Here is a 23,934-nt window from a genome sequence, read left to right on the forward strand (position 1 = left end):
CCGGCGGCGATCCGCCCGTTACGTTCATACGGGACGACCGCAAAGGACCGCACAGGCAATGCGGCGTGACTACTTCGAGTTGACCGTCGAGGGCGTCGACGATGGCGACCGGCAGGCGACGCCGCTGGTCCGCATCGACTTCCACGGGCCGGACGGGCTCCTCCGCGACCGGCTCTCGGGGACCGACGGGGACCTCTTCGACGCCGACGACATCGACGTGGCGTTCCGGCTCCGCGAGCCCCTCTCGGCCGCGGATGACCCGGAGGGCGTCGTGGGCGTGACGAACCGCTACACCGGGGACTTCGTCCTCGAACTCAACGAGACGGCTACGGACGTACTCCCCTTCATCCACGCCGCGCGCGACTCGGCGGGCGACGAGGACGCCCACTACCGGGTCGAGATCGACGTCGACGGCGAGCGGCTCGTCAGCTACGACAAGGATACCTTCCTCGTGTACGACCACGAGGGGAACCTCCTGCGCAACGAGAGCCTGATCCCGTCCGGCGTCGAGCTGTGACTGCCGGGCGGCCGTCGGTCCCGTTTTCCGCGCACACCAGTCACCCCAGCTCGATCGTTTCGACGTAGCGGAGAAAGGACTCCAGCCCCTCGTTCGGCGTGTAGCGGACCGTTTCGGAGCCTTCGTCGAACTGGATGACACCGGCCTCGTGGAGCTTCGGGAGGTGCTGACGGACGAGTTCGGTCCGGACTTCCTCTCGCGGCGACGCCTCTCGGACCGGCAGGGATCGTTCGATGTCGCAGACGTCTTCCACCAGTCGATCGAGCGGGATCTCCCCTGCCGGACGACTCTTCAAGTAGTACAGCAGCGTGCGCCGGTTCGGGCACGACAACAGGTCCAGTACCGTCTCGAAGGAGTACCGCATCGGGACCGTTTCGGGACGGTCCGACCCCGTCTTCGCCGTTCCGCCGGGCGGCGACACCGTCGAGCGGAACGACGGTCTCGTCGCCGTCTTCTCGCGTTCCGTCGGGATCCAGCCGTCGTCCGGAGTGTGCTCCACCACTGCGTCGTACAGCGGCCGAAGCGTCGCCACCGTCTCCTCGTCGTGCGCATCCGGATCGAGGTGGTGGTGAGCGGTCACGCCGAGCCGCTCGCAGAGGTCGTTGAGGGCGGTGATCAGGCCGATCACCTGCTCGGGCTCGTAGGCGGCGAGCAGCGCCGTCAGCGAGTGGAGACACATGACCGTCGGTTCGGGGGTGTCCTTCCACGCACCGAGCTGGCCGGCGATCACGAGCCCGATATCGTAGAGATTCGCGTTCTCGGGAACCCCGCGCACCGAGATCGGACCCGATTCGGAAGTCGGGAGCTCCCGGTTCGTCATGTTCCGCCGCGCGTCGACGATCGTCGCCCGCGTCGGGAGCTCGCTGCCGGCCTCGCGCTGCCAGAGGGACAGCCGCTCCGCGGGCGACGCCGAGAGGGTAACGCTCACGACGTTGGCCTCGCCGGGCGGCTCGGGAGTCAACAGATCGATACAGGCGCCGTCGTCGGGAGACTCGTGTAACGGAGCGAGAAGCAGTATCGACGACGACCTGCCGATCTGATCACTGAGCGCGCGAGACGGGTGGGTCACGACCGCTTAGTAGAGATTTGCTGACATAACGTTGTTGGTTATATTATATGTTGGTAACACTAATCACCCATGTGAGAGACTGTATCGGCCGATCCGCGTCACGCGTCCCAATCTCGAACGGGAGACGGCCGGCACGACAGAGCGCTGCGCTACAGGCTCACGTTGTCGGCGACGATCCGCACCGAGTCCCCGGGCCGGAGGTCGAACGCGCCGTCGCCGCGCCCGTCGTTCACGTCGCACTCGACGTAGCCGTGACTGCCGACCGTGACGAGCCGGTCGCCCGGATCGACCGCGCCGAACGTCTCGGCGACCGGGGTGAGTTCCCCGTTGATCCGGACCCAGTCGCGGCCGCGGATCAGCTCGCCGGGGACGTTGGTGACGACGTTGCCGAACCGGTCGATCGCGAGCACCTCGCCCTCGACGGCGACCGGGTCGCCCGCGTCGTCGCGCTCGACGCTCGGCTCCGGGAGGACGAGGTCGACCGGATCGGTCGCCGGCGAGAGGTCGTCCATCGCGGAGAGCGCGTCGGAGACCGCCTCGGGGGTCGCCGCTGCCGGGCCGCCGTCGAGGGCCGCCCGGATCCGAGCCGCGGTCGGCGCGAACACGTCGCGGCCGTGGAACGTCTCGCTCGCGGGCTCGTCGACGTCGACGACGAACGCCTCGATCGCCTCGTCGCCGTCATCGTTCCCCTTTCCGCTCTCTCCCCCACTCTCGCCCGCGAGCGCCCGCGCCGGCGGCATCGCGAGCCCGTTGTCCGGGGCGACGAGCACGTGCGAGCCGGCGCGGACGACCAGGGCGTCGCGGTCGGTGCCGACGCCCGGGTCGATCACCGCGCAGTGGACGGCCGGCGGGAACTCCGGGAGCACGAACCGGAGCCAGAAGGCGGCGGCGCGGGGGTCCCCGCGCGGCAGGTCGTGGGCGACGTCGATCAGTTCGGCGTCGGTGTGGCGTCGAATCACTCCCTTCATCGCGGCGGGGTACGGCGAACCGAAGTCTGAGGCGAGCGTGATCATAGGCGATCGGCGGTGCGGCTGGCTCTTAAAAGGCCGGTGGAGCGGGCGGAAGCCGGTCGGTAGTCGTCACGCGTCGGAGGGCGCCTCGGCGTTCGCGTCGGTCTCCGCGATCCGTCGGATGCGCTCGGCGCCGTCGATCTCCTCGATCACGTCGACGACGGCCTCGGGGACCAGCGTTTCCCAGTCGCGGCCGTGGATCATGCGCTCGCGGAGCTCCGTCCCCTCCAGCACGTCGCGGCGGAACATCGGGGAGCCGCGGACCTCGACGCCGGCCTCCTCGAACAGCCGGACGACGAGCGGGTTGTTCGAGTACGCCACGTCGAACCGCGGCGTCATGCTCTGGACGTGGCTCACCCACACGGAGTTGCGGTCCAGGTCCTCGATGGGGACGACGTAGGTGGTGACGTCGAGGTGTTCGACGGCCTTCGTCACCATCATCACGCGTTCGCCCGCCGTGAACGGGTTCCGGGTGGTGTGGGAGTCGCCGGCCGAGCCGATCCCGAGGACGAGCTCGTCGACCTCCCCCGCGATCTCCTCGACCATGTGTCGGTGGCCGTCGTGGAACGGCTGATACCGCCCGATGTAGAACCCGCGCATGAATACACGTAGCGTGAGCCTCGTTTATAAACCTCGTGGGAGGCGTTGGCGGCAGATATCGAGGGATACGGACCGTATCGTGGCCGTTTTCGGAATACTACGCTGGGCGTCTGCGGGGAGAAAGTATATCAGTAGCCGACCCTTCGTTTTCCGTAGCGAAACCCGATTCTATGAGCAACGAAAAGGACGCGAACGACCCGCCGACCGAGGACCCCGAAGAGCCGGAGGAATCCGGCGTCGAGGGCTCGGACCCGACGGGGAACGGCGAGGACGCCCGCGACGACGGCGCCCGCGCGCCGGCGGACGACGGCGTCGACGAGCCCGACCGCGCCGGCGACCCGGCCTCCGAGGAGGAGTCGGTCGCCGACGACCCGGCCGATCCAGACGCGGTCTGGGACGACGGAGTCGTCGTCGACGGACCCGGGCCGGAGGGCGCCGAGACGGGCCCCGAGGAAGCGAACGGCGCCACCCCCGAGGGTGTCACCGAACCGAACGAGGGCGGCGGCATCGACGAGCTGGGTAGCACCGTCGAGGTCGAGGGCGCCGAGATCGAGGAGGACCCCGACGAGGACGACCTGCTGGGCGGCCTCAAGATCGACACCACCGCCGAGCTCGAGATCCCCGACCGGCTCGTCGACCAGGTCATCGGGCAGGAGCACGCCCGCGACGTGATCATCAAGGCGGCCAAGCAGCGCCGCCACGTGATGATGATCGGCTCGCCCGGGACCGGGAAGTCGATGCTGGCGAAGGCGATGTCCGAACTCCTCCCGAAAGAGGAGCTCCAGGACGTGCTCGTCTACCACAACCCCGAGGACGGGAACAAGCCGAAGGTCCGGACCGTCCCCGCGGGGAAGGGGGACCAGATCGTCGAGGCGCACCGCGAGGAGGCGCGCAAGCGCAACCAGATGCGGTCGCTCCTCATGTGGATCATCATCGCCGTCGTGCTGGGCTACGCGCTCATCATCGTCGGCCAGATCCTCGTCGGCATCATCGCGGCGGGGGTCGTCTACCTCGTCTTCCGCTACCTCAACCGCGGCTCCGACGCGATGATCCCGAACCTGCTGGTGAACAACGGCGACACGAAGACGGCGCCGTTCCGCGACGCGACCGGCGCGCACGCCGGCGCGCTGCTCGGCGACGTGCGGCACGACCCGTTCCAGTCCGGCGGGATGGAGACGCCCAGCCACGACCGCGTCGAGGCCGGGGCCATCCACAAGGCGAACAAGGGCGTGCTGTTCATCGACGAGATTAACACGCTCGACATCCGCAGTCAGCAGCACCTCATGACGGCGATCCAGGAGGGCGAGTTCTCGATCACGGGCCAGTCCGAGCGCTCCTCGGGCGCGATGGTCCAGACCGAGCCCGTCCCGACGGATTTCGTCATGATCGCGGCCGGGAACCTCGACGCGATGGAGAACATGCACCCGGCGCTCCGGAGCCGTATCAAGGGGTACGGCTACGAGGTGTACATGGAGGACACCATCGAGGACACCCCGGAGATGCGCCGGAAGTACGTCCGGTTCATCGCCCAGGAGGTCGCGAAGGACGGCCGCCTGCCGGAGTTCACGGCCGAGGCCGTCGAGGAGGTCATCCTCGAGGCCAAGCGCCGCTCCGGCCGGAAGGGCCACCTCACCCTCCTGTTCCGGAACCTCGGCGGGCTCGTCCGCGTCGCCGGCGACATCGCCCGCGGCGAGGACGCCGACCTGACCACCCGCGACCACGTGCTGCAGGCGAAGGGGCGCTCACGCTCCATCGAACAGCAGCTCGCGGACGACTTCATCGAGCGCCGGAAGGACTACGAGCTGCAGGTCTCCGAGGGGTACGTCGTCGGCCGCGTCAACGGGCTCGCCGTGATGGGCGAGGACTCCGGGATCATGCTCCCGGTGATGGCCGAGGTCGCGCCCTCGCAGGGGCCCGGCGAAGTGATCGCCACGGGCCAGCTGAAGGAGATGGCCCAGGAGTCGGTGTCGAACGTCTCCGCGATCATCAAGAAGTTCTCCGACGAGAACATCTCGGAGATGGACATCCACATCCAGTTCGTGCAGGCGGGCCAGCAGGGCGTCGACGGCGACTCGGCGTCCATCACGGTTGCGACCGCGGTCATCTCCGCGTTGGAGGACGTGGGCGTCGACCAGAGCCTCGCGATGACGGGCTCGCTGTCGGTGCGGGGTGACGTGCTCCCCGTCGGCGGCGTCACCCACAAGATCGAGGCGGCCGCGAAGGCCGGCTGCACCCGGGTCATCATCCCGCAGGCGAACGAGCAGGACGTGATGATCGAAGACGAGTACGAGGACATGATCGAGGTCATCCCGGTCTCGCACATCAGCGAGGTCCTCGACATCGCCCTGGAGGGCGAAGCCGAGAAGGACTCGCTCGTCTCCCGGCTCAAGTCGATCACCGGCTCGGCGCTGAAGGAGGGGAGCGTCTCCGGCCCCTCCAGCCCGAGCCCGCAGTAGGGGAGCGGCCCACCCGTTCCGATGCCCGACTGGGCGACCTTCGCGGTCGCGACCGTCGCCCTGACGCTGCTGCTTCTGTTCTTCACCCGTCGCTCTCGACGCACTCTCGAGAGCGCGCGGCTCGTCGATTCGCGGGACGACCTCGCCGACGGCGCGGCCGGTTCGGCGGATACCGGCCGCGACGGTGACGGTAGCGAAGACGCCGACAACGACGGTGACGGCGACCGCGATAGGGACACCGACCGCGACAGCGCCTCTGATCCCCTCCAAGACGACGGCCGACGGGACCGGCCGGTCCTCACGACGCGACTCCTCCTCGCCAACGCGGCGGTCTCGCAGGCGCTCGCGCTGGCGGTCCTCGCCGTGATCGCGTGGCGGACCGCGGTCACGGCGTCGGCGTTCGGGATCGGCAGGACGCACCCGACGCTCGGCGCGGGAGCGTTCGCGTCCCTCGGAAATCTCGGGTTCGTCGCCGTCGGCGTCGGCGCGGGGCTGGCTCTCGCCGCCGGCAGCCTCCTCGCGGTCGCCGTCGCGCACTACGTCGTCAACGCCGCGGAGTTCGTCGTCCACGAGGGACCGGACGCCGCTCGGGCGTGATCGAAGCGAGTGAAGAGCGGCGCCTCCCGCCCCTTTTTATTACGGGAACGCCAACACGCATCGATGATGAGCGGGAAACCGACCGTCGGCGAGTACATGACCCGCGACGTCGAGACCGTGAATCCCGACGAGACCGTGGAGGCGGTCGCGCGGCGGATGGCCGAAAGCGACGGCCACAACGGGTTCCCCGTCACGCAGGGCCGGAGGGTCGAGGGGTTCGTCTCGGCCGCCGACCTCCTGCTCGCCGACCCGGAGGCCCCCGTGTTCACCGTGATGTCCGACGACCTCATCGTGGCGCACCCGGACATGAAGGTGACCGACGCCGCGCGCGTCATCCTCCGCTCCGGGATCCAGCGGCTCCCGGTGGTCGACGACGCCGACAACCTCGTGGGGATCATCTCGAACACGGACGTGGTCCGGTCGCAGATCGAGCGCGCCACCCCGAGCAAGGTGGGGAAGCTGATGCGCACGCTCGAACAGATCCACGGCGTCGGGCTCACCGAGGAGCGCCGCGAGGTGCGGCTCACGGAACTCACGCCCACGCAGGCCCGCGTGTACGCCGACGAGCTGGAGGGCCGCAAGTACGAGTTAGAGCGCGGGCTGGCGGAGCCGCTCGTCGTCATCGACAACGGCGGGACGCTCCACCTCGCCGACGGTCACCACCGCGTGATGGCGGCCCACGAGGCCGGGATCGAGGAGATGGACGCCTACGTGATCGTCCCCGACCGGCCGATCGAGCTCGGCATGGCCAAGACCGCCGAGAAGGAGGGGCTCGACGACATCACCGACATCGAGATCGTCGACTACGCCCGTCACCCCCTCGTCGAGACCACGAAGCGGCTGCAGTAGGGCGGACAACGGTGCGGCCTCGCGGACGCGAAGACGCCGATCGCTCGATCCGATTGACCGGACGCGATCGCGGCGGCAGACTTTTGTCGCCTCGAAAAGAACTAGTAAGCATGAAATCACGAATCAAGGGCGCGCTGTCCCGAGCGAAGTACGCGGCGGTCGGCGCCGCCCTCGGCGCCGCCGTCGGCGGACTGATCAACCGAAACGCGGCGAGCACCGGCGGCGCCCTCGGCGGGCTCGCGGGCGCGACGATCGCGGACCTGCGAAGCGACCCCGACGGCGTCTTCGCGGAGTTCCGGTCCGGGAGCGACGACGAAGGGGACGAGGCCGACGACGCCGGCGCGACGATCGAACTGGCCGACGAGTAGCCCCGCCGGCTCCGCTTTTCACGTCGGCTGCTCCCGTGATCGTTTCGGGAACGCCTATACGACCGGACGGAGTAGCCACGGGTAATGACCGACACCGAAGACGACGCCGAGGCCGGTCCCGGCGCGGGCTGGTTCGCCGGCGGTTCGTCGGACGACCAAGGGGCGCTCCGCGCCCGGATCGCCGACGGCGAGGCCGACGAGCCGCGCGACTGGCCGGGGCTCGCGGTCGACGCCGGCTTCGCCGACTCGCGAGACGACTACTACGACCGCCTGCACGAGGCGTCCGTGGCGGCGACCCGCGAGACGGTCCGCGAGCGCGAGCGCGCCGACGACCAACAGCTCGTCCACGCCGTACGGGCCTTCGACGACTGCGAGCGTACCGCCAACGAGCTCGCCGAACGCGCCGCCGAGTGGGCGGGGAGCCTCTTCGACGACGCCGAGCCGGGGATCGAGGGCGCCCGTGCCGTGGCCGAGCGCGAGCCGGACGGCGAGCTGGAGCGCCGCGCCGTCTCGCTCGCGTCGCGCGTCGCCGATCTCGCCGACGAGCGCGACGCGCTCGCCGAGACAATCGAGCGGACCGCGCCGGCGGTGGCGCCGAACCTCGCCGAGATGGCGGGTCCGGAGCTGGCGGCGCGGCTGATCGCCTTGGCGGGCGGGCTGGAGCCGCTCGCGAAGAAGCCCTCGGGGACCGTGCAGGTGCTCGGCGCGGAGGACGCCCTGTTCGCGCACCTCTCCGGGCGCGCGCCCTCGCCGAAACACGGGATCATCTACACCCACGAGTACGTGCGGAACACGCGTCCCGAGGACCGCGGGTCGGCCGCGCGGGCGCTCGCGGGCAAGCTGACGCTTGCGGCCCGGGTGGACCACTACTCGGGCGAGCGCCGCGAGACGCTCCACGAGGAGCTTCGCGAGCGGATGGCGACGATCCGGGCGCGCGCTGAGGAAGGAAAGGACGACGACGGGAGCGGTGGCGACACCACTGCCGACGCGGAGGGCGACGCATGAGCGACTCAGGGCTACCGGCGGGCGTCGAGCGCCGCGAGATCGACGGGGAGACCCGGCTGGCGACGCGCGGGCCGCCGGTGTACGGCGAGCCGACCGCGGACGGGTGGCGCGCGTGGGACCCCGAGCGGTCGAAGCTCGGCGGGATGTTCGAGCTCGGGTTCGAGACGGGACTGTCCGGCGGCGAGACGGTGTTGTACCTCGGCGCGGCCAGCGGGACGACCGTCAGCCACGTCGCGGACTTCGCGGGGCCGACGTACGCGGTGGAGTTCGCGCCGCGGCCGGCGCGGGACCTCGTCGAGGCGGCCGAGCCCCGCGAGCGGCTGTTCCCGCTTCTGAAGGACGCGCGGACCCCGCGACGCTACGCCCACGTCGTCGAGCGCGACGTGGACGCGATCGTTCAGGACGTGGCGACGCGCGGGCAGGCCGAAGTCGCCGTGCGCAACGCGCGGTTCCTCGCGGACGACGGCCAGCTCCTGCTCGCGATCAAGGCGCGCAGCGAGGACGTGACCGAGGATCCGGAGACGGTGTTCGAGGGCGCGCTCGACCGGCTTCGGGAGGCCTACGAGATTTTGGAGACGCAACGACTCGACCGGTTCCACGAGGACCACCTCGGCGTCGTGGCGACGCCGCGGTAGGGGCAGCGCACGTGGTGGGACTCCTGACGCGTCTCGGCCTTACACCGCCTCGGCTCGATCGTTAATTGCCTCGAATAGCTGGGGTACGAACGCCTCTGCGAGCGGCGACAGCTCGTAGACTCGTGTCTGTCCGTCTCGAAACTTCCCGACGAGACCCGCATCCTCCAGCGTGTTGAGATGGTGGTACAGATCATTTTGACGGCGATCGAGCACGTCCGCGAGCTCGCCGCTCCCGATCTGCCCCTCCTGAGACAGTAAATACAGGAGCGTGAATCTGGTCGGCTCGCCCATCGCTTTGAGTCGCTCCGCCTCACGATCGAGGTCGAGCGCATTGTTGAGTAGCTCTGATTCGACTCGCTCGTACCCCTCTGGACGGGGTTTCGCTACGTCGCTCCGTTCTTCAGCTTCGCCTTCTCGTTCTCTCATACGCTTACGTTGGACGGCATGACGGATATACTTAATCACTGTTAAGAAATTGCTGGACAGTATTGATATACGAAGCGGCGACGACACCCGATACGATGGCAGGTCTCGAGACCTACGGGGGAACGTCGATCCGGGACATCATTGTCGAGTCCGTTCCGTGGGCGGATACCTCCGATGTACTTGTCTTTCTGATGGGGCCGTATCGACTGCTGGACCCGTCGTATCTCTATCCGGACGACGAGTATCCGCTTCCACCGGATCCACTCGCCCCCGAGGGTGACGATACTGCTCCCGATGAGATCCAGGCCACGCTTAGATCGATCTGTCGAGCGGTCTCGGAGGAGACCCAAGCCGCGGTCTTCATCGCCAGCGGAGTCGATATTCCGACGAAACGAGAAGTCACGACCGAAGGGCTCACAGAACCCGGAATGGCGGTGATCGATCAATCGGTCGCGTTTGCGAAGGCAAGCGACGGGAACGCGTTCGTCTTCACAAAATCGGGCCTCACGACTGGGACGGGCGCCGAAGCTGGAGCGGTTCCGGAGTACTTTCGGCTTCGAGAACCCGGCGCACGGCGACGCGATCCGCGGACATTCTGTATCTTTTCTGAAGCGGAACGAGGCAGTGGAAAACGGAAGCCGTACGAACCGAAGTTCAGCAGCGCGTCGATCGATGAGATGGACGACGCCTACAGCTTGCGTTTCCGATATTTCGCAGACCGAAAAGAGCTGGAAGACAAGCTCACTGATTTTATTGAGTCGTACGTAATCCCGACAGTGTAACGAGGCTCGGAGACGGCACTACAGTGTACCGCCCGAGACCCCTCAGGGACCTTCTTCTGCCGGATCGAACAGGTCCTCGATCCGGCAGTCGAAGTGAGCGGCCAGCTCGAAGGCGAGCTCCAGCGAGGGGTCGTAGCGCTCGCGTTCGATCGCGTTGATCGTCTGCCGCGTGACGCCGACGGCGGCGGCGAGGTCGGCCTGGCTCTCGCCGGTCTCGGCGCGCCGCTCGCTGATGTCGTTTCTCATGTCCGGTACTTGTGGTAGAGTATGGACGCGCCGAACACGACGTAGACTGCGAACAGCGTCCACATCGCGCCGTAGAATTCGCCCGGAAGCGCCATGACCCCGGCGTCTTCCAACACAAGGCCACCTGGAGCCCCGAGGATGAAGACGTACGCGAAGACGTTCATCGTGTTCTGGCTGGCCTTGCGCTCGATCGTGTTGTCTCGCTCGTCGTAGAGGGTGACGGGACTGAACCGCTGGACCAGTCCCATGCCGAGGCCGCCGGCCCAGTAGAGGGCGACGCCGATCACGAACCGATCGAGGGCGATGGCGATCCACAGCGCGAGGATGCCGGCGCCGAGCAGTCCGTAGGCGATGCGTTTGTACCGTTTCCGCGTGGAGGGCCGCGTCGTCGCGGGGGTGGTGTGTTCGCTCATGGATGCGCGTAAAGCGAGCGGAGCCGATCCGGAACCGAGTGTAAAGCTCGCTTTACAGTAAAGGAGACTTTACGTTAGCCAATAAATCTATCGCTGAAGATGGTTCTAGGCAGAATTGATGTGAGAACGATTCTATCGCCCGATTCTTCCGGTCTCACCACGTCGGCGGCGAGAAGCCGGCGTCCTCTAAGATCGGTTTCCAGCGCTTCTGGACGGAGAGCCTGGAGACGTCCATCGCGTCGGCGACGGCGGACTGCGAGCGCTCCTGACCGCGGATCAGCGCGGCGGCGTAGAGGCTGGCGGCGGCGGCGACGCGCTTCCCGCGCTCGTCGTCGGGGGCGCGCGATAAGAAGAGGTCCGTCGCCGTCGACAGCGTCTCCTCGTCGAGATCGAGCGTCGCGCACGCGTCGTCGAGCCGATCGATCCACGCCGCGTTATCGACGCGATCGCTCGCGCGGTACATGTCCCCGCGTTAGGCGCACCGGTTTAAAAAGGTCGCGCGGGAGATCGGGCGAGGGCCACTGGCGTGTCGCCCCGGTCGTCGCTCTCAAGTCCGCGCCGCCCGTAGGGCGGGTATGTCGACGCACGCGTGGACCGAATCGGAGGTTCGCGAGCTTCACGACGAGCTGGTGTCGCTGTACGAGCCGGTCGATCGGGTGGCCGAGCACGGCGCCGACCCGACCGCCGAGCCCGGCGAGGGGGTCCGCCAGCTGGTGACGACGATCCTCTCGCAGAACGTCGCCGACGAGAACACGAGCCGCGCCACGGAGGCGCTGTTCGACCGGTACGACGACTTCGCGGCGATCGAGGCGGCCGACCACGACGAGCTGAAAGAGACGATTCGCGTGGCGGGGCTCGCCGACCAGAAGGCCGCCCGGATCCAGCGTGCGCTGGCCGCGATCCGCGAGGAGACCGGCGGCGCATACTCGCTGGCGTTCCTCGACGCGATGGCGACCGACGACGCGAAGGCCTGGCTCACCGAGATCAAGGGCGTGGGGCCGAAGACCGCCAGCGTCGTGTTGAACTTCCACTTCGGGAAGCCGACGATGGCGGTCGACACCCACGTCGAGCGCGTCTCCAAGCGGTTCGGACTGGTGCCGGAGTCGGCGTCGAACCAGGCGGCGCACGACCTGTTGGACGAACAGGTGCCCGACGAGCTGACCTACCCGCTCCACGTGCTGTTGATCCGGCACGGCCGCGAGCACTGTTCGGCCCGCGGCGCCGACTGCGACAACCCCGTGTGTGAAGCGTACTGCGACTGCGAGTTCTGTTCGTAAGCGGGATCGGTGAGGTACATCTTCAACGCCCCAGCTGCTGACTTATAAGCGGTTGACTGCAGATCGACGGTGACGGCCTGCAAAGCCCCAGCCGCTCGGTGGTACGTGATCGACGACGCTGGGGTGAAGACCTCCAAAGCCCCAGCCGCGAGGACTCGCGCGGCTTGCTGTCGTTCGAAAGGCGCGAAGCGCCTTTCGTGATGTCGTCAGAACGCTTTGCGTTCTGACTGCTAGCCAGAAATCGGTGATTTCTGGCGATGACGAGAGAGCAAAGCTCTCTCGAACCACGCGCTTCAGTCGCTCGCTTCGCTCGCTCCTTACAGTGCTTCCGTCGCCGTGCTTCGTCCTCGCGACTGCCCCTTTGAGTCCCGCCCCGCACAGCACCGCACCTCACACCTCCCCAGCCTCGTCGGTGGTCCTCCGCGTTGCTCCGGACCACCGACTCCCTCGCGCGTGCTGTCTCGCGGTCGCCACGGGCGACCGCTCGCAGGCACGCGCCACCGCACTTATACAGATGCGTCGCCGTCGGCGGTTCGTCAGGTTCTTGAGTCGGTTTCGCCTACGCTGGGTCGCGCGCGGGTTGCCGAGCCAGGCCAAAGGCGTAGCGCTTAGGACGCTATCCCGTAGGGGTCCGCCGGTTCGAATCCGGTCCCGCGCATGAGCGACCGAAGTGAGCGAAGAGCAGGAGCGGATTTGCAGCCCAGAGGACGAGCGAAGCGAGTCCTCGTGGTTCGAATCCGGTCCCGCGCATACTGCCTCGATCACACCTGAGAGGCACGTATACGTGCAGAATTCGAATCCGATCCCGCACATTCAGATGAGTGACAAGAACATAGTGAGACCTTTTGCCGGGTATATCGACGCCTGATTTGTAGCATGGGTAACGATTCGTCTCTCGAAGATACCGTAGCCAGACGGAGCGACGTTCTGACGGCCATTGAGGGGGGTCAGCGAACGAAGCGAGACATCGTCGAGTCGATCGACCGATCGCGGTCCACCGTCGACCGCGCAGTGAGGGAGCTCCTGAACGCCGAATGCATCACTCCGCTTCGCCCCGGTACCTCTCGATATCAACTCACGACCGCGGGGCGACTCGCGCTGGAGATGTACCGTAACTATCGGCGCGGGTCGGACACGGTCGAGTCGAACGCGGCACTGCTGAACGCGCTCTCGGCAGACGTCGATATCTCTGAGGACTTCATCACGGACGCCGACGTGTATTCCTTCTCGAAGACGCCAGATCTCGCTCACAACCCGTCGACGGAGCTCGTGGCGGACGCGACGCGGTTCTACGGGACCGCGCCGGTTGCGTTCGACTCCTACTTCGAGTTCCTGAACGGCTGGACGGACCGCGACGGAACCGAACTGGAACTCGTTTTTGACCGCGACCTTCTCGATTCGGTCCTCGAACACTACGACGCCGAGTTCACGGAGCTCAGATCACATTCGGGAGTCGATCTGCTCGTCACGGACGAGTCGTTCTCGCATGCGGTGTGGGTCGTCGAGAACGCTCAGGAAACCCATGCTGGACTCACGATATACGAAGACGGGGCGATGCGCGCGAACCTCCTGGCGTCCTCCGACCGGGCAGTCCTCTGGGCGGAACAGGAGTACCAGCGGTACAGAGACGCCGCGACCCCGATCGGGACAGGCGACTGAGGTTCGCGTCCGAGCCTGCGCAGACGGCTTCTTCGAGCGGGTTCGCGATCTCGCAGACCGATCACGGCGAACTGCTGTCAATCCTTGCCGGTGACGGAGTTCCCGCACAAACGCGGCCGCTATCGGGGAACCCCGACAGGGTTGGCCGTGGCGGACCGGATTAAGGCCGTACGGGGAGACGAGCGCGTATGGACACGGAATTCGCCTATTGGGTGCCGAACGTCAGCGGCGGGCTGGTCGTCTCGGACTGGGACACGGAGACGGACTGGACGTACGACTACAACCTCGACCTCGCTCGGCTCGCCGAGTCGGTCGGGTTCGACTACGCGCTCGCACAGGCGCGCTTCTTCGGCAGCTACGGGGCGGACAAACAGCTGGAGGCGCTGTCGATCGCCAACGCGCTCGCGGCACAGACGGACGAGCTCCACGTGATCGGCGCGGTCCACCCCGGGCTGTGGGAGCCCGGTCCGCTGGCGAACTTCATCTCGACCGCCGACCGCATCAGCAACGGGCGATTTTCGATCAACGTCGTCTCCGGCTGGTTCAAAGGCGAGTTCACCGGCTTCGGCCAGCCGTGGCTCGAACACGACGAGCGGTACGCCCGCTCGTCGGAGTTCATCGAGGTGCTGAAAGCGCTGTGGACCGAGGACCGCGCGACCTACGACGGTCGCTTTTACACCATCGGCAAGGACATCGACGGCTTCGAGGGCGCGCCCTTAGAGCCCAAGCCGGTCCAGGATCCGTACCCGAAGGTGTTCCAGGGCGGGAACTCGCAGGCGGCCCGGGAGATGGCCGCGAAACACTCCGACGTGCTCTTCATCAACGGCGGGAGCCTCCAGGAGATCCGCGCCGTCATCGACGACGTCGAGGCGTACGCCGAGGAGTTCGGCACGGAGCCGCCGCGGTTCGCCGCGAACGCGTTCGTCATCCAGCGCGACACCGAAGAAGAGTCCAAGGAGGTGCTCGAGGGGATCATCGAAAACGCCACCGACGAGGCGGTCGACGCGTTCAAAGAGCAGGTGAAACAGGCCGGCCAGTCGTCGGACGAGGGCGAGGGGATGTGGGCCGACTCCGACTTCGAGGACCTGGTCCAGTACAACGACGGCTTCAAGACCGGACTCATCGGGACCGACGAGCAGATCGTCGAGCGGATCCGGAAGCTGGACGCGATCGGGATCGACATCGTCCTCGCGGGCTTCCTCGACTTCGAAGAAGAGCTCGAACGGTTCGGCGAGACGATCATCCCCGCGATCGACGAGGCCGACCCCCTCGACCCGGACGAGGTCGACGCAGTCGACGAGATCGAGGAAGTCGGCGGCGCGAAGGTGGCCCGATAGATGTCCGACCAGACGCTCCTCGGGATCGTCGGCAGCGTCTCCGCCGACTCCCGGACGCGGACCGCGGTCGAAGTCGCGCTAGACGCGGCGGCCGCCGAGCACGGCGTCGACACCGAAATCCTCCACCTCGCAGAGTACGACCTCGACACCGCTGACGGCCGCGGCATCGACAACTACGAGGTCGACACCGCCGAGGCGCTCGAGTTGATCGTCGAGGCCGACGCCTACGTCGTCGGCACGCCCGTCTACCGCGGCTCGTACTCGGGCGCGCTCAAGAACCTCCTCGACATGGTGCCGCGGGGCCAGTGGCAGGGCGACGTGGCCCCCTTCGAGAACGCGGCGGTCGGGCTCGTCGCGACCGGCGCGACCGACCACCACTTCCTCGCGGTCGACCAGGAGCTTCGTCCCGTCTTCGCGTTCTTCGGCGCGCACACGGTCGGCGGCGCGACGTACGCGAACGGCGACCAGTTCGACGACGGAGAGATAACTGACACGGACCTCCACGACCGCCTCGAACTGCTCGGCGAGGCCACGATCGAGCTGTCGGCAGCGATCGACGACGCCGACGCGCTCGGCGAGATCGGGCCGGCGATTTAGCTCGCGCGTCCTGAGGAATCTGTTCGGCGGAAAAACGGTTGGGCTTCAGGAAATCACGGAGAAAGCCAACGGCTCCAGCCGTGAGGGATGTCAAATGAGGCGGAATCCCCAGGGTCACTCAGAGGACGAATCTGACCAGAGTGTTTCGATGCGCTGATCGATCGCTTCGAACACAGTCGAGTAAACGTCCAGTGGATGCAGGGAAGAAAGTTCGAGGTTCGAGACTTCCACGCCCGTCGGCGGTTCGTGGAAGTGTACCCGAGCGTTGTGCGTGTTCGGGTGTCGGTCCCAGCGACACTCCCACTGATCTGTACCGCGCACTTCGCGGTAGTGTATCGAGAAATCGCCCGTCGTGAACCACCGGATATCGATCTGCGCCGCGGTCTCCGAACCGGGGTATCGTTCGGTATCAAGCGTCCCGCGAAGGAGCTGCGGTTCATGCGAGTCCGGTTCGAACTCCGCCACAGCGACCAGCGGATCTGACGCCAGCTGTCGCTCGAGCAAGCGCAACGTCTGGCGATCGGGCGGGCCAGTCGATCCGGACGCCGGATCCCCCGAAGAAGGGTCCATCGCTAGGCGGGAATCAGGTGGCCGTCGTTTTCCGAGAGCTGACGGGCGAGTTCGTAGAGTCGGATGTCTCGAATCACGCCCTTCCACTCGCTTACCGCCCGCATTCGGTCGTGGATCGTCTCGTGGTCAGCCGCCTCGAAGACGGTGACGGTGTTCGGATCGGTGGCCCCGAATCGGTCCTCGTATTCCGATCGTCGTTCTTCGAGCGTTGCGACCCGGGAGAGGATCTCGTCGACGGAGAGATCGGCGGCGATCCGGCTCGCGTCCTGCCATTCGAGATATCCGTCGTCTCGTTCGTACGTCGCGGGGCGATTCTCCCGATTCGCGCGAGCGATACCCATCTCTGCCAGTCGGTCGAGGTGCTTTTTCGCGGCGTTCGGAGAGCAGTCCGCGAGCTCTGCGATCTCAGTGTACGCCGTCGCCGACGTGATCCCGAGCACCACGTCGTAGACGCGCCCGAACGTGTCTGATCCCGCCTGCCACCGAGGCCGTTCGGTCCCGGATTCCGGCGTCGGATCGAACTCGGTCATACCGTCGGATACGCATCGACTATCAATATACCTTTGCGTTACTCATATATTTGAGTCTCGCGAGCCGAGACGGCCAGTCAGCGCCCCCGAGCCCGTCTCGTTACTCCTCGTCCTCGGCCGACACCCGCACCACCTGCTTGCCGATGTTGTCGCCGGCGAAGAGCCCGAGGAAGGCGTCGGGGGCGTTCTCTAACCCCTCCACGACCGTCTCGCGGTGTTTCAGCTCGCCGCTCGCGACCCACCGCCCCAGTCGCTCGCTCGCCTCACCGAACCGGGTCGCGAAGTCGGCGATGAGCAGCCCCTGGATCCGCGCTCGCACGGGGATGATCTGCGGGAGCTTCCGCGGTCCGGTCGGGACTCCCTCGTCGTTGTAGTGGGCGATCTGTCCGCAGACCGCGACCCGCGCGTCGAGGTTTAGCTTCGTGAACACGGCGTCCGTGATGGGGCCGCCGACGTTGTCGAAGTACACGTCCACGCCGTCGGGCGCGGCCTCGTCGAGCGCGGCGCGGTAGTCGTCGGTCGTCTTGTAGTTGATCGCGGCGTCGAAGCCGAGGTCGTCGGTGAGCCAGTCGGTCTTCTCGTCGGAGCCGGCGAACCCGACCACGCGACAGCCGTTGCGCTTCGCGATCTGGCCGACGACCGAGCCGACCGCGCCCGCGGCCCCGGAGACGACGACGGTGTCGCCGGGCTTGGGCTCGCCGACCTCTAACAGTCCGAAGTAGGCGGTCCGGCCGGGCATCCCGAGCACGCCGAGGTACGCCGCCGGATCGGCGACCGTCGGGTCGACCGGCGCGACGTCGTCGGCGTCGAGGGTCGCGTAGTCGGCCCACCGGCCCTCGCCCGTCACGAGGTCGCCGGCGCCGTACGCGTCGCTCTCGCTTTCGACCACTTCGCCGACGATCCCACCCTTGAGCGCGTCGCCCACGTCCCACGGCTCCGCGTAGGACTCGGCGTCGCGCATCCGGCCGCGCATGTACGGGTCGACCGAGAGGAACCGGGTGCGAACGAGGAGTTCGCCGGGCGCGGGGGAGGGAACGTCCGTCTCGTGCAGTTCGAAACAGTCCTGATCGGGCTCGCCGTCGGGTCGCTCGGCGAGCAGCCACTCGCGGTTGGTGTTCGTCACGGTCGCCGTAGGCGAAGGCGACCCAAGTGGGTTTGGACGCCAGCAGCGAACGGGGTCGACATAGACGATATCCGGGCAAGAAGTTCCGAGACGGGGAATCGGAGCGAGCCGCTCCGGAAGTCGGCTCCACGAAGGACTAGGACGAGGTCGGAATGCGCCTCTAAGAACGGTCCTATCGAACCGGACTCACTTCACCGGTCTCGGAACTCCACGGTGTAGCCGTTGTCGCGAAGCGCTTCGACGAGGTCGTCATCGGGCTCGATCTTGAACTCGTGGAACGAGTTGGAGGGTCTGTCCGTCGAGTACAGCTCCGAGTCGATGTTGTCGGGGATCTCGTTTTGATGAGTGTTCTCTTGTACAACGACCGGTTGGCTGGGAACGCGTTTGGAACCGTCGTCTGCTGTCATTAGAGCTATCGTCTCTTAGGGGGATTCAAGGAAAAGCTTCGCGCTTCAGCGCAAGCGGCGACACTGATCGAACTGCGGAACCCTATCGAGACCCCGTCGGTGGCGCTGTGCGCTCTCGCCGGCGTGATCCCAAGGCTATTCACTGCGTTCCCCGTGGTCACACACGTGGATCACAATTCCGTCCGAGAGACGTGGGAAAACCGGGCGGGAGAGTACTCGCCCGCGTACTACGCGCATCACGGCCCCAACGAAACGAGCCGGGTGATCTGTGAGATTCTCAGCGGATCCCTCCCCCGTGACGCGTCCGTCCTCGAGCTCGGCTGCGGGTCCGGCCGCCATCTCGCACATCTCGCCGACAACGGCTTCGAGGACCTCTCGGGCGTCGACATCAACCCCGAGGCGTTCGACACGATGCGGGAGACCTATCCCGCGCTCGCCGCCGAGGGCACGTTTCACTGCGGCCCGATCGAAGAGGTCATCGAGGAGTTCGACGACGGGCAGTTCGACGCTGTCTACTCGGTCGAAACGCTCCAGCACCTGCACCCCGACGTGGAGTGGGTCTTCGAGGAGGTGGCCCGAATCACCGACAGCGTCCTCGTCACGGCGGAGATCGAGCGGCCGGTACGTGACTCGGCCCCGTCCGACGCGGACGTGAACTACGTCGACGACGACACCCCTCTCTACTACCGAGACTGGAACAGCATTTTCACCTCGCTGGGGCTCGTCGAGATCGACGTCGTCCACGGCGACCGAGACACCACGCGGACCTTTCGCGTCTCCGATTAACTGCTCGTCTCAGTGTCGCCTAGCGGGATCACCAGGCGATCGTCGCTCCGCTCGACCTCGGTGTCGAACGCCGCGGACCGCTCGGTGATGGTGTCGCGTACCCACTCCGCAACCTCGTCGTCCGCGAGCGTCGCCGCCTCGTCGGCGATCTCGATCGGGACGACTTCGAGCGCCTCGAGGTCGCCGTCGCGCACGGCGAGTTCGAAGAGCGCGCTCCGCTTGTTGCGGACGCCCTCGCGGTCGGCGTAGCTGATGTAGTCGTCGACGAAGTCGGCTGCGTCGTAGATTATCGGGCGCCCCTCGTACACTTCGACGCCCTGGAGGACGTGCGCGCTGTGGCCGTGGACCACGTCGACCCCCTGGTCGATCAGCCACCGACCGAACCGCTCGTGGACCCCGCAGGGCTCGGTCTCCCAGTTCGGTCCCCAGTGGAGCGAGGCGACGACGAGGTCTGGATCGTGGGCCGCCGCGCTGTCCAAGATCCCCTCGACGAGCGTGCGCGTCGTGGGCGCGGCGGGATCGAGCGTCGCGAACGCGGTTCCGGGGTCCGAGTCTCCCGCGGCGAACTCTTCGGCCTGATCCGTAAGTCCGAACGCCGCGACCGTCAGGTCGCCCGCCTCAAAGACGGCCGGTTCGAGCGCGGCCTCCCGATCCGTGCCGGCGCCGGCGTGCGCGATCCCCGCGTCACTCAGGTGCGAGTCGGTGTCCCAGAGTGCGCGCTCCCCGTAGTCGAGGACGTGGTTGTTCGCGAGCGAGACGAACGAGGCGCCCGCGGCCTCCAAGGCCGGCACGGCGAACTCTGGGTCCGACCGGAAGTAGTATCCCTTGTCCGGCCACTTCGTGCCGCGATCGGAGACGCAACACTCCAGGTTCCCGACCAGTCCGTCGAGTGCTTCGAGGCGCGAGAGCGTCGAGCCCCAGACGTTTTCGGGCTCGTCGTCGCCGGCCCACCGCTCGTTGACGCTCCGACCCAACATGAGATCGCCCACGAACCCAATCCGGGTCGCGTCGTATTCGGTATCGTCGCCTGCGTCGTCCGAACCGGCGCCGTCGCTCGAACCGGTACCCTCGTCGACCCCGTCAGGGTTCCCATCGCCCGAGTTCGGTGTCGTACCGGAACACCCGGCGAGTCCGACCAGTCCAGCGACGCCCGTTGTCAGCAGGGTTCGACGCATTCGCATTGTGCAGTGGTTCGGCGAGTGCCGATTTGAAGCCTGCGCCACTCACGGTCCGGACGGCTTCATCTGATGAGTAACAATGTGCGGAAAACCAACATCTATTCATGAGTCGACCCAACGCATGGGTATTGGGATCTCTTGTCTCTATTGAGAGCGGGTATCTTTTCCCCCATGCTGAGCCCACTCCGCATCGATTGCCTCATCATCGGTCAATCCCTTCCCACCGCACTATTTTTGACGAACAGATCGACATGACTCGGGTCACCGTCTCTGGTTAAACTCCTTCCAAGCGTATCTTCCCACGGCCCAAACCGGTCGTACTAGGTTCGAACAGTATATTCGCCGTGGTCACGAACTCTCGCCGTCGTTGGCCGCTCACCAAGCTTGTTGCGCCGGCGGCGGAGATCGGCGAGGCAGTTCGTCAGCCGTCACACCTGTGGTGGTGGTTCAAACCTGACGTTGATCAGTGTTTTCTGCCATGACCCGAATCGGTTTCTGTCGGTGGGCAGCCTGTGCATCCCGCGTTCTTTGATGTCTGTTGTTGTCGGCTGCTCGCCGTCTGTTTCACCGGCGAGTCAGAGAAGATCGGCGCAGAGTCTAGGTAGGTGACTTCTCTTGCTGTGAGAGTATGAATGACGCCCTGCAAAAGGCGATTCACGTGATGGTACGGTTAGTGTCCCGAAGATCGTCTTGGAACATCTCCGCTGAGGGTTGCCCGACCCAAACCATCACGCTGAGATCGCCTTACAGGTGCGTGCCGAAGCATCCGATAGCGAACGTTGGTACGTCAAACACTTACGGGTGCTTCAGCATGATTCGATACATGTTTCTACCGGATATACTTATCTCTTGGTTCAGTATTTGTTTCGATATTGATGAGAGAGATGTGGGTGAACCGGAAACCACGAACGCAATGGTGAACTCACCCCGGGTCAAGCCCCGGGGGAGTCGCCTTGCACCCCCTGTACACAATACTTGAGCGGTGACGAGTCCGATACCGTCTGTTAACCCCGGAGTATCCCTTAATTCAGGCGATGGGAGATACATCCGGATCATCTGTGAGCAAAGCCGCACAGCGACCGAGTGGGACCGAGGAAGTGATCGCACATACAGCAGATTCGACCGACAATAGTGAATCGCCTGCGGCGTACGGGTGACTCTCTTCGCTGCCGGACTGTCCACGCTGCCGGTACGAAACTTCACGGATATTGATGAGTTGGATCGCGTACGCAGACGCCCAAGGGCGTACCGCGGGCGGACGCGCTTGTGCCGGCGGCCAGCGGCCTCCTGTTGGGCGGGAACCTCGGTATCGGTGCCTGGAAGCGCCCGCAACTATCCGCTGGCAGCGTTACAGCGTTTTTCCTCGGTGTAACGCCGATGATGCACAACGTCTGGGCGGTCGACGACGAGTCACGCGATCAAGCACTTACCTCGTTCCTACAGAACGTGACACTATTTGGTGCGGCGATCGTATTCCTCTCTCGGGCCGGCGACGACGAGTGATCCAGTCGGCGAGAAACGTAGTTCATTGGGACGTTGTCAGTTTCTTTCCTCGCTACGTGACTACTCGTTCATGGGAGGCAGCAGTAAGCAGCCACAGGAACAGCCACACAAACAAAAACGCAAAGAGAAGTCCAGTCGGTAACAGTGATTGGAGCGGACGTGCAATATCGGCTAACATCGGAAGCGAGAGTAAAAAGACGATCCCGGCCGCGACGCCTCCAACCAGACACTCGAGGAGCCGCCAGACTGCACTCTCACGCGACTCGATCTCACGGGTCGAGTGATGATGCGACTCTGCCTCCGCATTGGTTGGTGTGGTCATACATACCACTCAATTAGTTATTCATATTCGATCATTAATAATTTGTTGGTGGGATGCGACCCAAGATGAACGCACGCTCACCAGTAGACTGGCAGAACTAGGAGAATCAGTGTCTTTGGCCGGGAAGAAAGCAGTATACATGAAGATCGTCCTGCTTCAGCCAGAGGCTAGCGGCATCTCAAGACAATCTGGAGCACCAAACCGGCCCGAATAGCGGCGCAGACAGTCCCTATGCCCTCAACGGTTCCGACCAGATCTGGTATGGCCACCGTGACTGGAAACCAATCTACCACGAGGAGGTCACACATCTGTGCGTCTGACGTATCTTCATACGTGTCGAGTCCATGTATTCCGATAACCATATGGATAACATGATTTGCGTCGCCGCCGCGATCGCCGGACAACAGTCGCGCGCACATCTCTCTGCTGAGTCTTCATGGGGGCTCAACCGATGAAGCTCGCTACGATCGGTGTCGGAAACGCTGGAAGCAAACTCATCGATCAGATGATCGAGTTTGAGGTCGAGACCGGACGGAACCTCTGTCGGCACGCTCTCATCATCAACACGGCGCGGACGGACCTCGCAAAACCGGAGAACATCCCCGAGGACCGTCGCGTTCTCATGGGTGACACACACCGGAAGGCTCGCGGCCACGGTGTCGGTGGTGACGCCGAGATCGGTGCCGAAGTTGCGAAAACTGATATCGACGAGATCCGCCGCGTCTTCGACGACGTCGAGATCCACGAGGTTGACGCAGTACTTGTCGCAGCCGGACTCGGTGGTGGCACTGGTAGCGGTGCCGCACCGGTTGTTATCGACGAAATCCAGAAGATGTACGACGAGCCGGTGTACGGCCTCGGTGTGCTCCCTGGCAAATACGAGGGCGGACGCCCCGCACTTAATGCCGCTCGCTCGCTCCAGTCATTTGTCAACAAGGTAGATAATTTCATCGCCTTCGATAACGACGCCTGGCGCTCACGTGGCCAGACGATAGAGCAGGGCTACGAGGAGATGAATGAGGAACTTGCGACCCGAATTGTTACCCTGCTGGCGGCTGGTGAAGTTGACGAGTCTGAGGTGGGCGAGAACGCGATGGACTCGAGCGACATCATGCGTACCTTGGATACGGGCGGAGTGTCCTCAATTGGCTACGCTTCGACTGAGCTCGCGCCCGCAAAACAGGGCCTACTATCGAAATTCAATGACGAAGATCAATCTGAAGACGAATCTACTGACGCTGCCAAAATCAAGGGACTCGTTCGTCGGGCGGTTAATTCTCGATTGACTGTCCCCTGTGAAGTGTCGAGCGCAGACCGTGCGCTCATCGTCTTTGCGGGGCCGCCGGAAGCCATCTCTCGAAAAGGAGTTGAGTCTGCTCGTGAGTGGCTTGAATCAGCGGCTGACACGGTTGACGTTCTCGCAGGCGACGACCCAAGACCTGGATCGTCGACGCTTGCGGCAGTGGTACTTCTTTCGAACGTCACAGAGACTCCTCGGATTGATGAGATACAGAATCAGGCAGTCGATGCACAGAACAAGATCAGAGAACAGGACGCAGTCCGGGAAGAAGAGATCCAGTCGTTGATCACCGACGACGACAATGATCTGGACCCGATTGTCTGAGGCTGCGGCTCGCGTGTCTCCCGCCGCGCCCAGAACCCGTTACTGGGT

The 23,934-nt window shown here is 65.4% G+C and carries 26 protein-coding genes, 1 tRNA gene and 2 pseudogenes; 16 read left to right on the forward strand and 13 right to left on the reverse strand.

The window, feature by feature from the left end:
- Positions 1-58 precede the first annotated feature (58 nt).
- Positions 59-517 carry a DUF5793 family protein gene (locus tag CK500_RS05140; RefSeq protein WP_095636173.1) on the forward strand — a complete coding sequence of 153 codons (459 nt, stop codon included), beginning with the start codon at positions 59-61 and terminating at the stop codon, positions 515-517.
- A 40-nt stretch (positions 518-557) separates the two neighbouring features.
- On the opposite strand, the gene CK500_RS17325 is transcribed toward CK500_RS05140, so the two are convergent.
- From CK500_RS17325 to CK500_RS05155, 3 genes are all read right to left on the reverse strand, one after another.
- Complete coding sequence (locus CK500_RS17325; protein WP_198951496.1) at positions 558-1,586, reverse strand: DUF7504 family protein; 1,029 nt, start codon at positions 1,584-1,586, stop codon at positions 558-560.
- A 149-nt stretch (positions 1,587-1,735) separates the two neighbouring features.
- On the reverse strand, positions 1,736-2,599 hold the full coding sequence (locus tag CK500_RS05150) for an SAM hydrolase/SAM-dependent halogenase family protein (RefSeq protein WP_095636174.1): 864 nt from the start codon (positions 2,597-2,599) through the stop codon (positions 1,736-1,738).
- Positions 2,600-2,665: 66 nt separating this feature from the next.
- On the reverse strand, positions 2,666-3,196 hold the full coding sequence (locus CK500_RS05155) for a nicotinamide-nucleotide adenylyltransferase (RefSeq protein WP_095636175.1): 531 nt from the start codon (positions 3,194-3,196) through the stop codon (positions 2,666-2,668).
- 170 nt (positions 3,197-3,366) lie between these two features.
- Between CK500_RS05155 and lonB the strand changes: the two genes are divergently transcribed.
- The 6 genes from lonB (at position 3,367) to CK500_RS05185 (ending at position 9,106) form a co-directional block, all read left to right on the forward strand.
- Positions 3,367-5,652, forward strand: coding sequence for an ATP-dependent protease LonB (lonB, locus tag CK500_RS05160; protein ID WP_095636176.1), 2,286 nt, complete (start codon positions 3,367-3,369; stop codon positions 5,650-5,652).
- 21 nt (positions 5,653-5,673) lie between these two features.
- The gene (locus tag CK500_RS05165; RefSeq protein WP_095636177.1) at positions 5,674-6,249 is read left to right on the forward strand and encodes a hypothetical protein; all 576 of its coding nucleotides are present in this window, start codon (positions 5,674-5,676) and stop codon (positions 6,247-6,249) included.
- A 66-nt stretch (positions 6,250-6,315) separates the two neighbouring features.
- A complete protein-coding gene (locus tag CK500_RS05170; RefSeq protein ID WP_095636252.1) occupies positions 6,316-7,098 on the forward strand; it encodes a CBS pair associated ParBc domain-containing protein in 783 nt (260 codons plus the stop codon).
- Positions 7,099-7,208: 110 nt separating this feature from the next.
- Positions 7,209-7,466 carry a hypothetical protein gene (locus tag CK500_RS05175; protein ID WP_095636178.1) on the forward strand — a complete coding sequence of 86 codons (258 nt, stop codon included), beginning with the start codon at positions 7,209-7,211 and terminating at the stop codon, positions 7,464-7,466.
- Between the two features lie 84 nt (positions 7,467-7,550).
- Positions 7,551-8,471 (forward strand): NOP5/NOP56 family protein, encoded by a 921-nt coding sequence (locus CK500_RS05180; RefSeq protein WP_095636179.1) that lies wholly within the window; start codon positions 7,551-7,553, stop codon positions 8,469-8,471.
- A complete protein-coding gene (locus CK500_RS05185) occupies positions 8,468-9,106 on the forward strand; it encodes a fibrillarin-like rRNA/tRNA 2'-O-methyltransferase (protein WP_095636180.1) in 639 nt (212 codons plus the stop codon). The genes CK500_RS05180 and CK500_RS05185 overlap by 4 nt, the downstream gene beginning before the upstream one ends.
- Positions 9,107-9,145: 39 nt before the next feature.
- Here CK500_RS05185 and CK500_RS05190 read toward each other — a convergent pair whose 3' ends face one another.
- Positions 9,146-9,532, reverse strand: a complete 387-nt coding sequence (locus CK500_RS05190; protein WP_095636181.1) for an ArsR/SmtB family transcription factor — start codon at positions 9,530-9,532, stop codon at positions 9,146-9,148.
- A 95-nt stretch (positions 9,533-9,627) separates the two neighbouring features.
- Between CK500_RS05190 and CK500_RS05195 the strand changes: the two genes are divergently transcribed.
- Positions 9,628-10,314 carry a DUF7509 family protein gene (locus tag CK500_RS05195; RefSeq protein ID WP_095636182.1) on the forward strand — a complete coding sequence of 229 codons (687 nt, stop codon included), beginning with the start codon at positions 9,628-9,630 and terminating at the stop codon, positions 10,312-10,314.
- Between the two features lie 42 nt (positions 10,315-10,356).
- Here CK500_RS05195 and CK500_RS05200 read toward each other — a convergent pair whose 3' ends face one another.
- The 3 genes from CK500_RS05200 to CK500_RS05210 all read right to left on the reverse strand — a co-directional run bounded on the left by CK500_RS05200 (position 10,357) and on the right by CK500_RS05210 (position 11,436).
- Complete coding sequence (locus CK500_RS05200; RefSeq protein WP_095636183.1) at positions 10,357-10,560, reverse strand: helix-turn-helix transcriptional regulator; 204 nt, start codon at positions 10,558-10,560, stop codon at positions 10,357-10,359.
- Positions 10,557-10,973 (reverse strand): DUF2178 domain-containing protein, encoded by a 417-nt coding sequence (locus CK500_RS05205; protein WP_095636184.1) that lies wholly within the window; start codon positions 10,971-10,973, stop codon positions 10,557-10,559. The genes CK500_RS05200 and CK500_RS05205 overlap by 4 nt, the downstream gene beginning before the upstream one ends.
- Positions 10,974-11,127: 154 nt before the next feature.
- On the reverse strand, positions 11,128-11,436 hold the full coding sequence (locus CK500_RS05210; protein ID WP_095636185.1) for a cyclin: 309 nt from the start codon (positions 11,434-11,436) through the stop codon (positions 11,128-11,130).
- Positions 11,437-11,548: 112 nt separating this feature from the next.
- Between CK500_RS05210 and CK500_RS05215 the strand changes: the two genes are divergently transcribed.
- From CK500_RS05215 to CK500_RS05235, 5 genes are all read left to right on the forward strand, one after another.
- Positions 11,549-12,250 carry an endonuclease III domain-containing protein gene (locus tag CK500_RS05215; protein ID WP_095636186.1) on the forward strand — a complete coding sequence of 234 codons (702 nt, stop codon included), beginning with the start codon at positions 11,549-11,551 and terminating at the stop codon, positions 12,248-12,250.
- Positions 12,251-12,823: 573 nt separating this feature from the next.
- A tRNA-Leu gene (locus CK500_RS05220) sits at positions 12,824-12,908 on the forward strand.
- Between the two features lie 218 nt (positions 12,909-13,126).
- Complete coding sequence (locus CK500_RS05225; protein ID WP_449404434.1) at positions 13,127-13,909, forward strand: helix-turn-helix transcriptional regulator; 783 nt, start codon at positions 13,127-13,129, stop codon at positions 13,907-13,909.
- 188 nt (positions 13,910-14,097) lie between these two features.
- Positions 14,098-15,246, forward strand: coding sequence for a dimethylsulfone monooxygenase SfnG (gene sfnG, locus CK500_RS05230; protein WP_095636188.1), 1,149 nt, complete (start codon positions 14,098-14,100; stop codon positions 15,244-15,246).
- Positions 15,247-15,843: an NADPH-dependent FMN reductase gene (locus CK500_RS05235; RefSeq protein ID WP_095636189.1), complete on the forward strand. Its 597-nt coding sequence runs from the start codon at positions 15,247-15,249 to the stop codon at positions 15,841-15,843.
- Positions 15,844-15,957: 114 nt separating this feature from the next.
- Here CK500_RS05235 and CK500_RS05240 read toward each other — a convergent pair whose 3' ends face one another.
- The 4 genes from CK500_RS05240 to CK500_RS05255 form a co-directional block, all read right to left on the reverse strand.
- The gene (locus CK500_RS05240; RefSeq protein ID WP_095636190.1) at positions 15,958-16,413 is read right to left on the reverse strand and encodes a hypothetical protein; all 456 of its coding nucleotides are present in this window, start codon (positions 16,411-16,413) and stop codon (positions 15,958-15,960) included.
- Positions 16,414-16,415: 2 nt separating this feature from the next.
- Complete coding sequence (locus tag CK500_RS05245) at positions 16,416-16,943, reverse strand: DUF7342 family protein (RefSeq protein WP_095636191.1); 528 nt, start codon at positions 16,941-16,943, stop codon at positions 16,416-16,418.
- A gap of 100 nt (positions 16,944-17,043) precedes the next feature.
- Complete coding sequence (locus CK500_RS05250; RefSeq protein WP_095636192.1) at positions 17,044-18,066, reverse strand: NADP-dependent oxidoreductase; 1,023 nt, start codon at positions 18,064-18,066, stop codon at positions 17,044-17,046.
- Between the two features lie 191 nt (positions 18,067-18,257).
- Entirely contained in the window at positions 18,258-18,473 is a 216-nt protein-coding gene (locus tag CK500_RS05255; protein ID WP_095636193.1) for a hypothetical protein, read from the reverse strand.
- Between the two features lie 165 nt (positions 18,474-18,638).
- Between CK500_RS05255 and CK500_RS05260 the strand changes: the two genes are divergently transcribed.
- Entirely contained in the window at positions 18,639-19,259 is a 621-nt protein-coding gene (locus CK500_RS05260; RefSeq protein ID WP_095636194.1) for a class I SAM-dependent methyltransferase, read from the forward strand.
- Here CK500_RS05260 and CK500_RS05265 read toward each other — a convergent pair.
- Positions 19,256-20,440 (reverse strand): CapA family protein, encoded by a 1,185-nt coding sequence (locus CK500_RS05265; RefSeq protein ID WP_095636195.1) that lies wholly within the window; start codon positions 20,438-20,440, stop codon positions 19,256-19,258. The two genes, CK500_RS05260 and CK500_RS05265, sit on opposite strands and share 4 nt — an antisense overlap.
- Positions 20,441-20,865: 425 nt before the next feature.
- A pseudogene (locus CK500_RS17780) lies at positions 20,866-20,985 on the reverse strand (hypothetical protein); the annotation flags it as partial.
- Positions 20,986-21,537: 552 nt separating this feature from the next.
- Between CK500_RS17780 and CK500_RS17785 the strand changes: the two are divergent.
- Both CK500_RS17785 and CK500_RS05275 read left to right on the forward strand, forming a co-directional pair.
- Positions 21,538-21,940, forward strand: a pseudogene (locus tag CK500_RS17785) (DoxX family protein).
- Positions 21,941-22,713: 773 nt separating this feature from the next.
- On the forward strand, positions 22,714-23,886 hold the full coding sequence (locus CK500_RS05275; RefSeq protein ID WP_095636196.1) for a tubulin/FtsZ family protein: 1,173 nt from the start codon (positions 22,714-22,716) through the stop codon (positions 23,884-23,886).
- Positions 23,887-23,934: the final 48 nt, after the last annotated feature.

This window comes from Halorubrum salipaludis, assembly GCF_002286985.1.
GTDB lineage: Archaea > Halobacteriota > Halobacteria > Halobacteriales > Haloferacaceae > Halorubrum > Halorubrum salipaludis.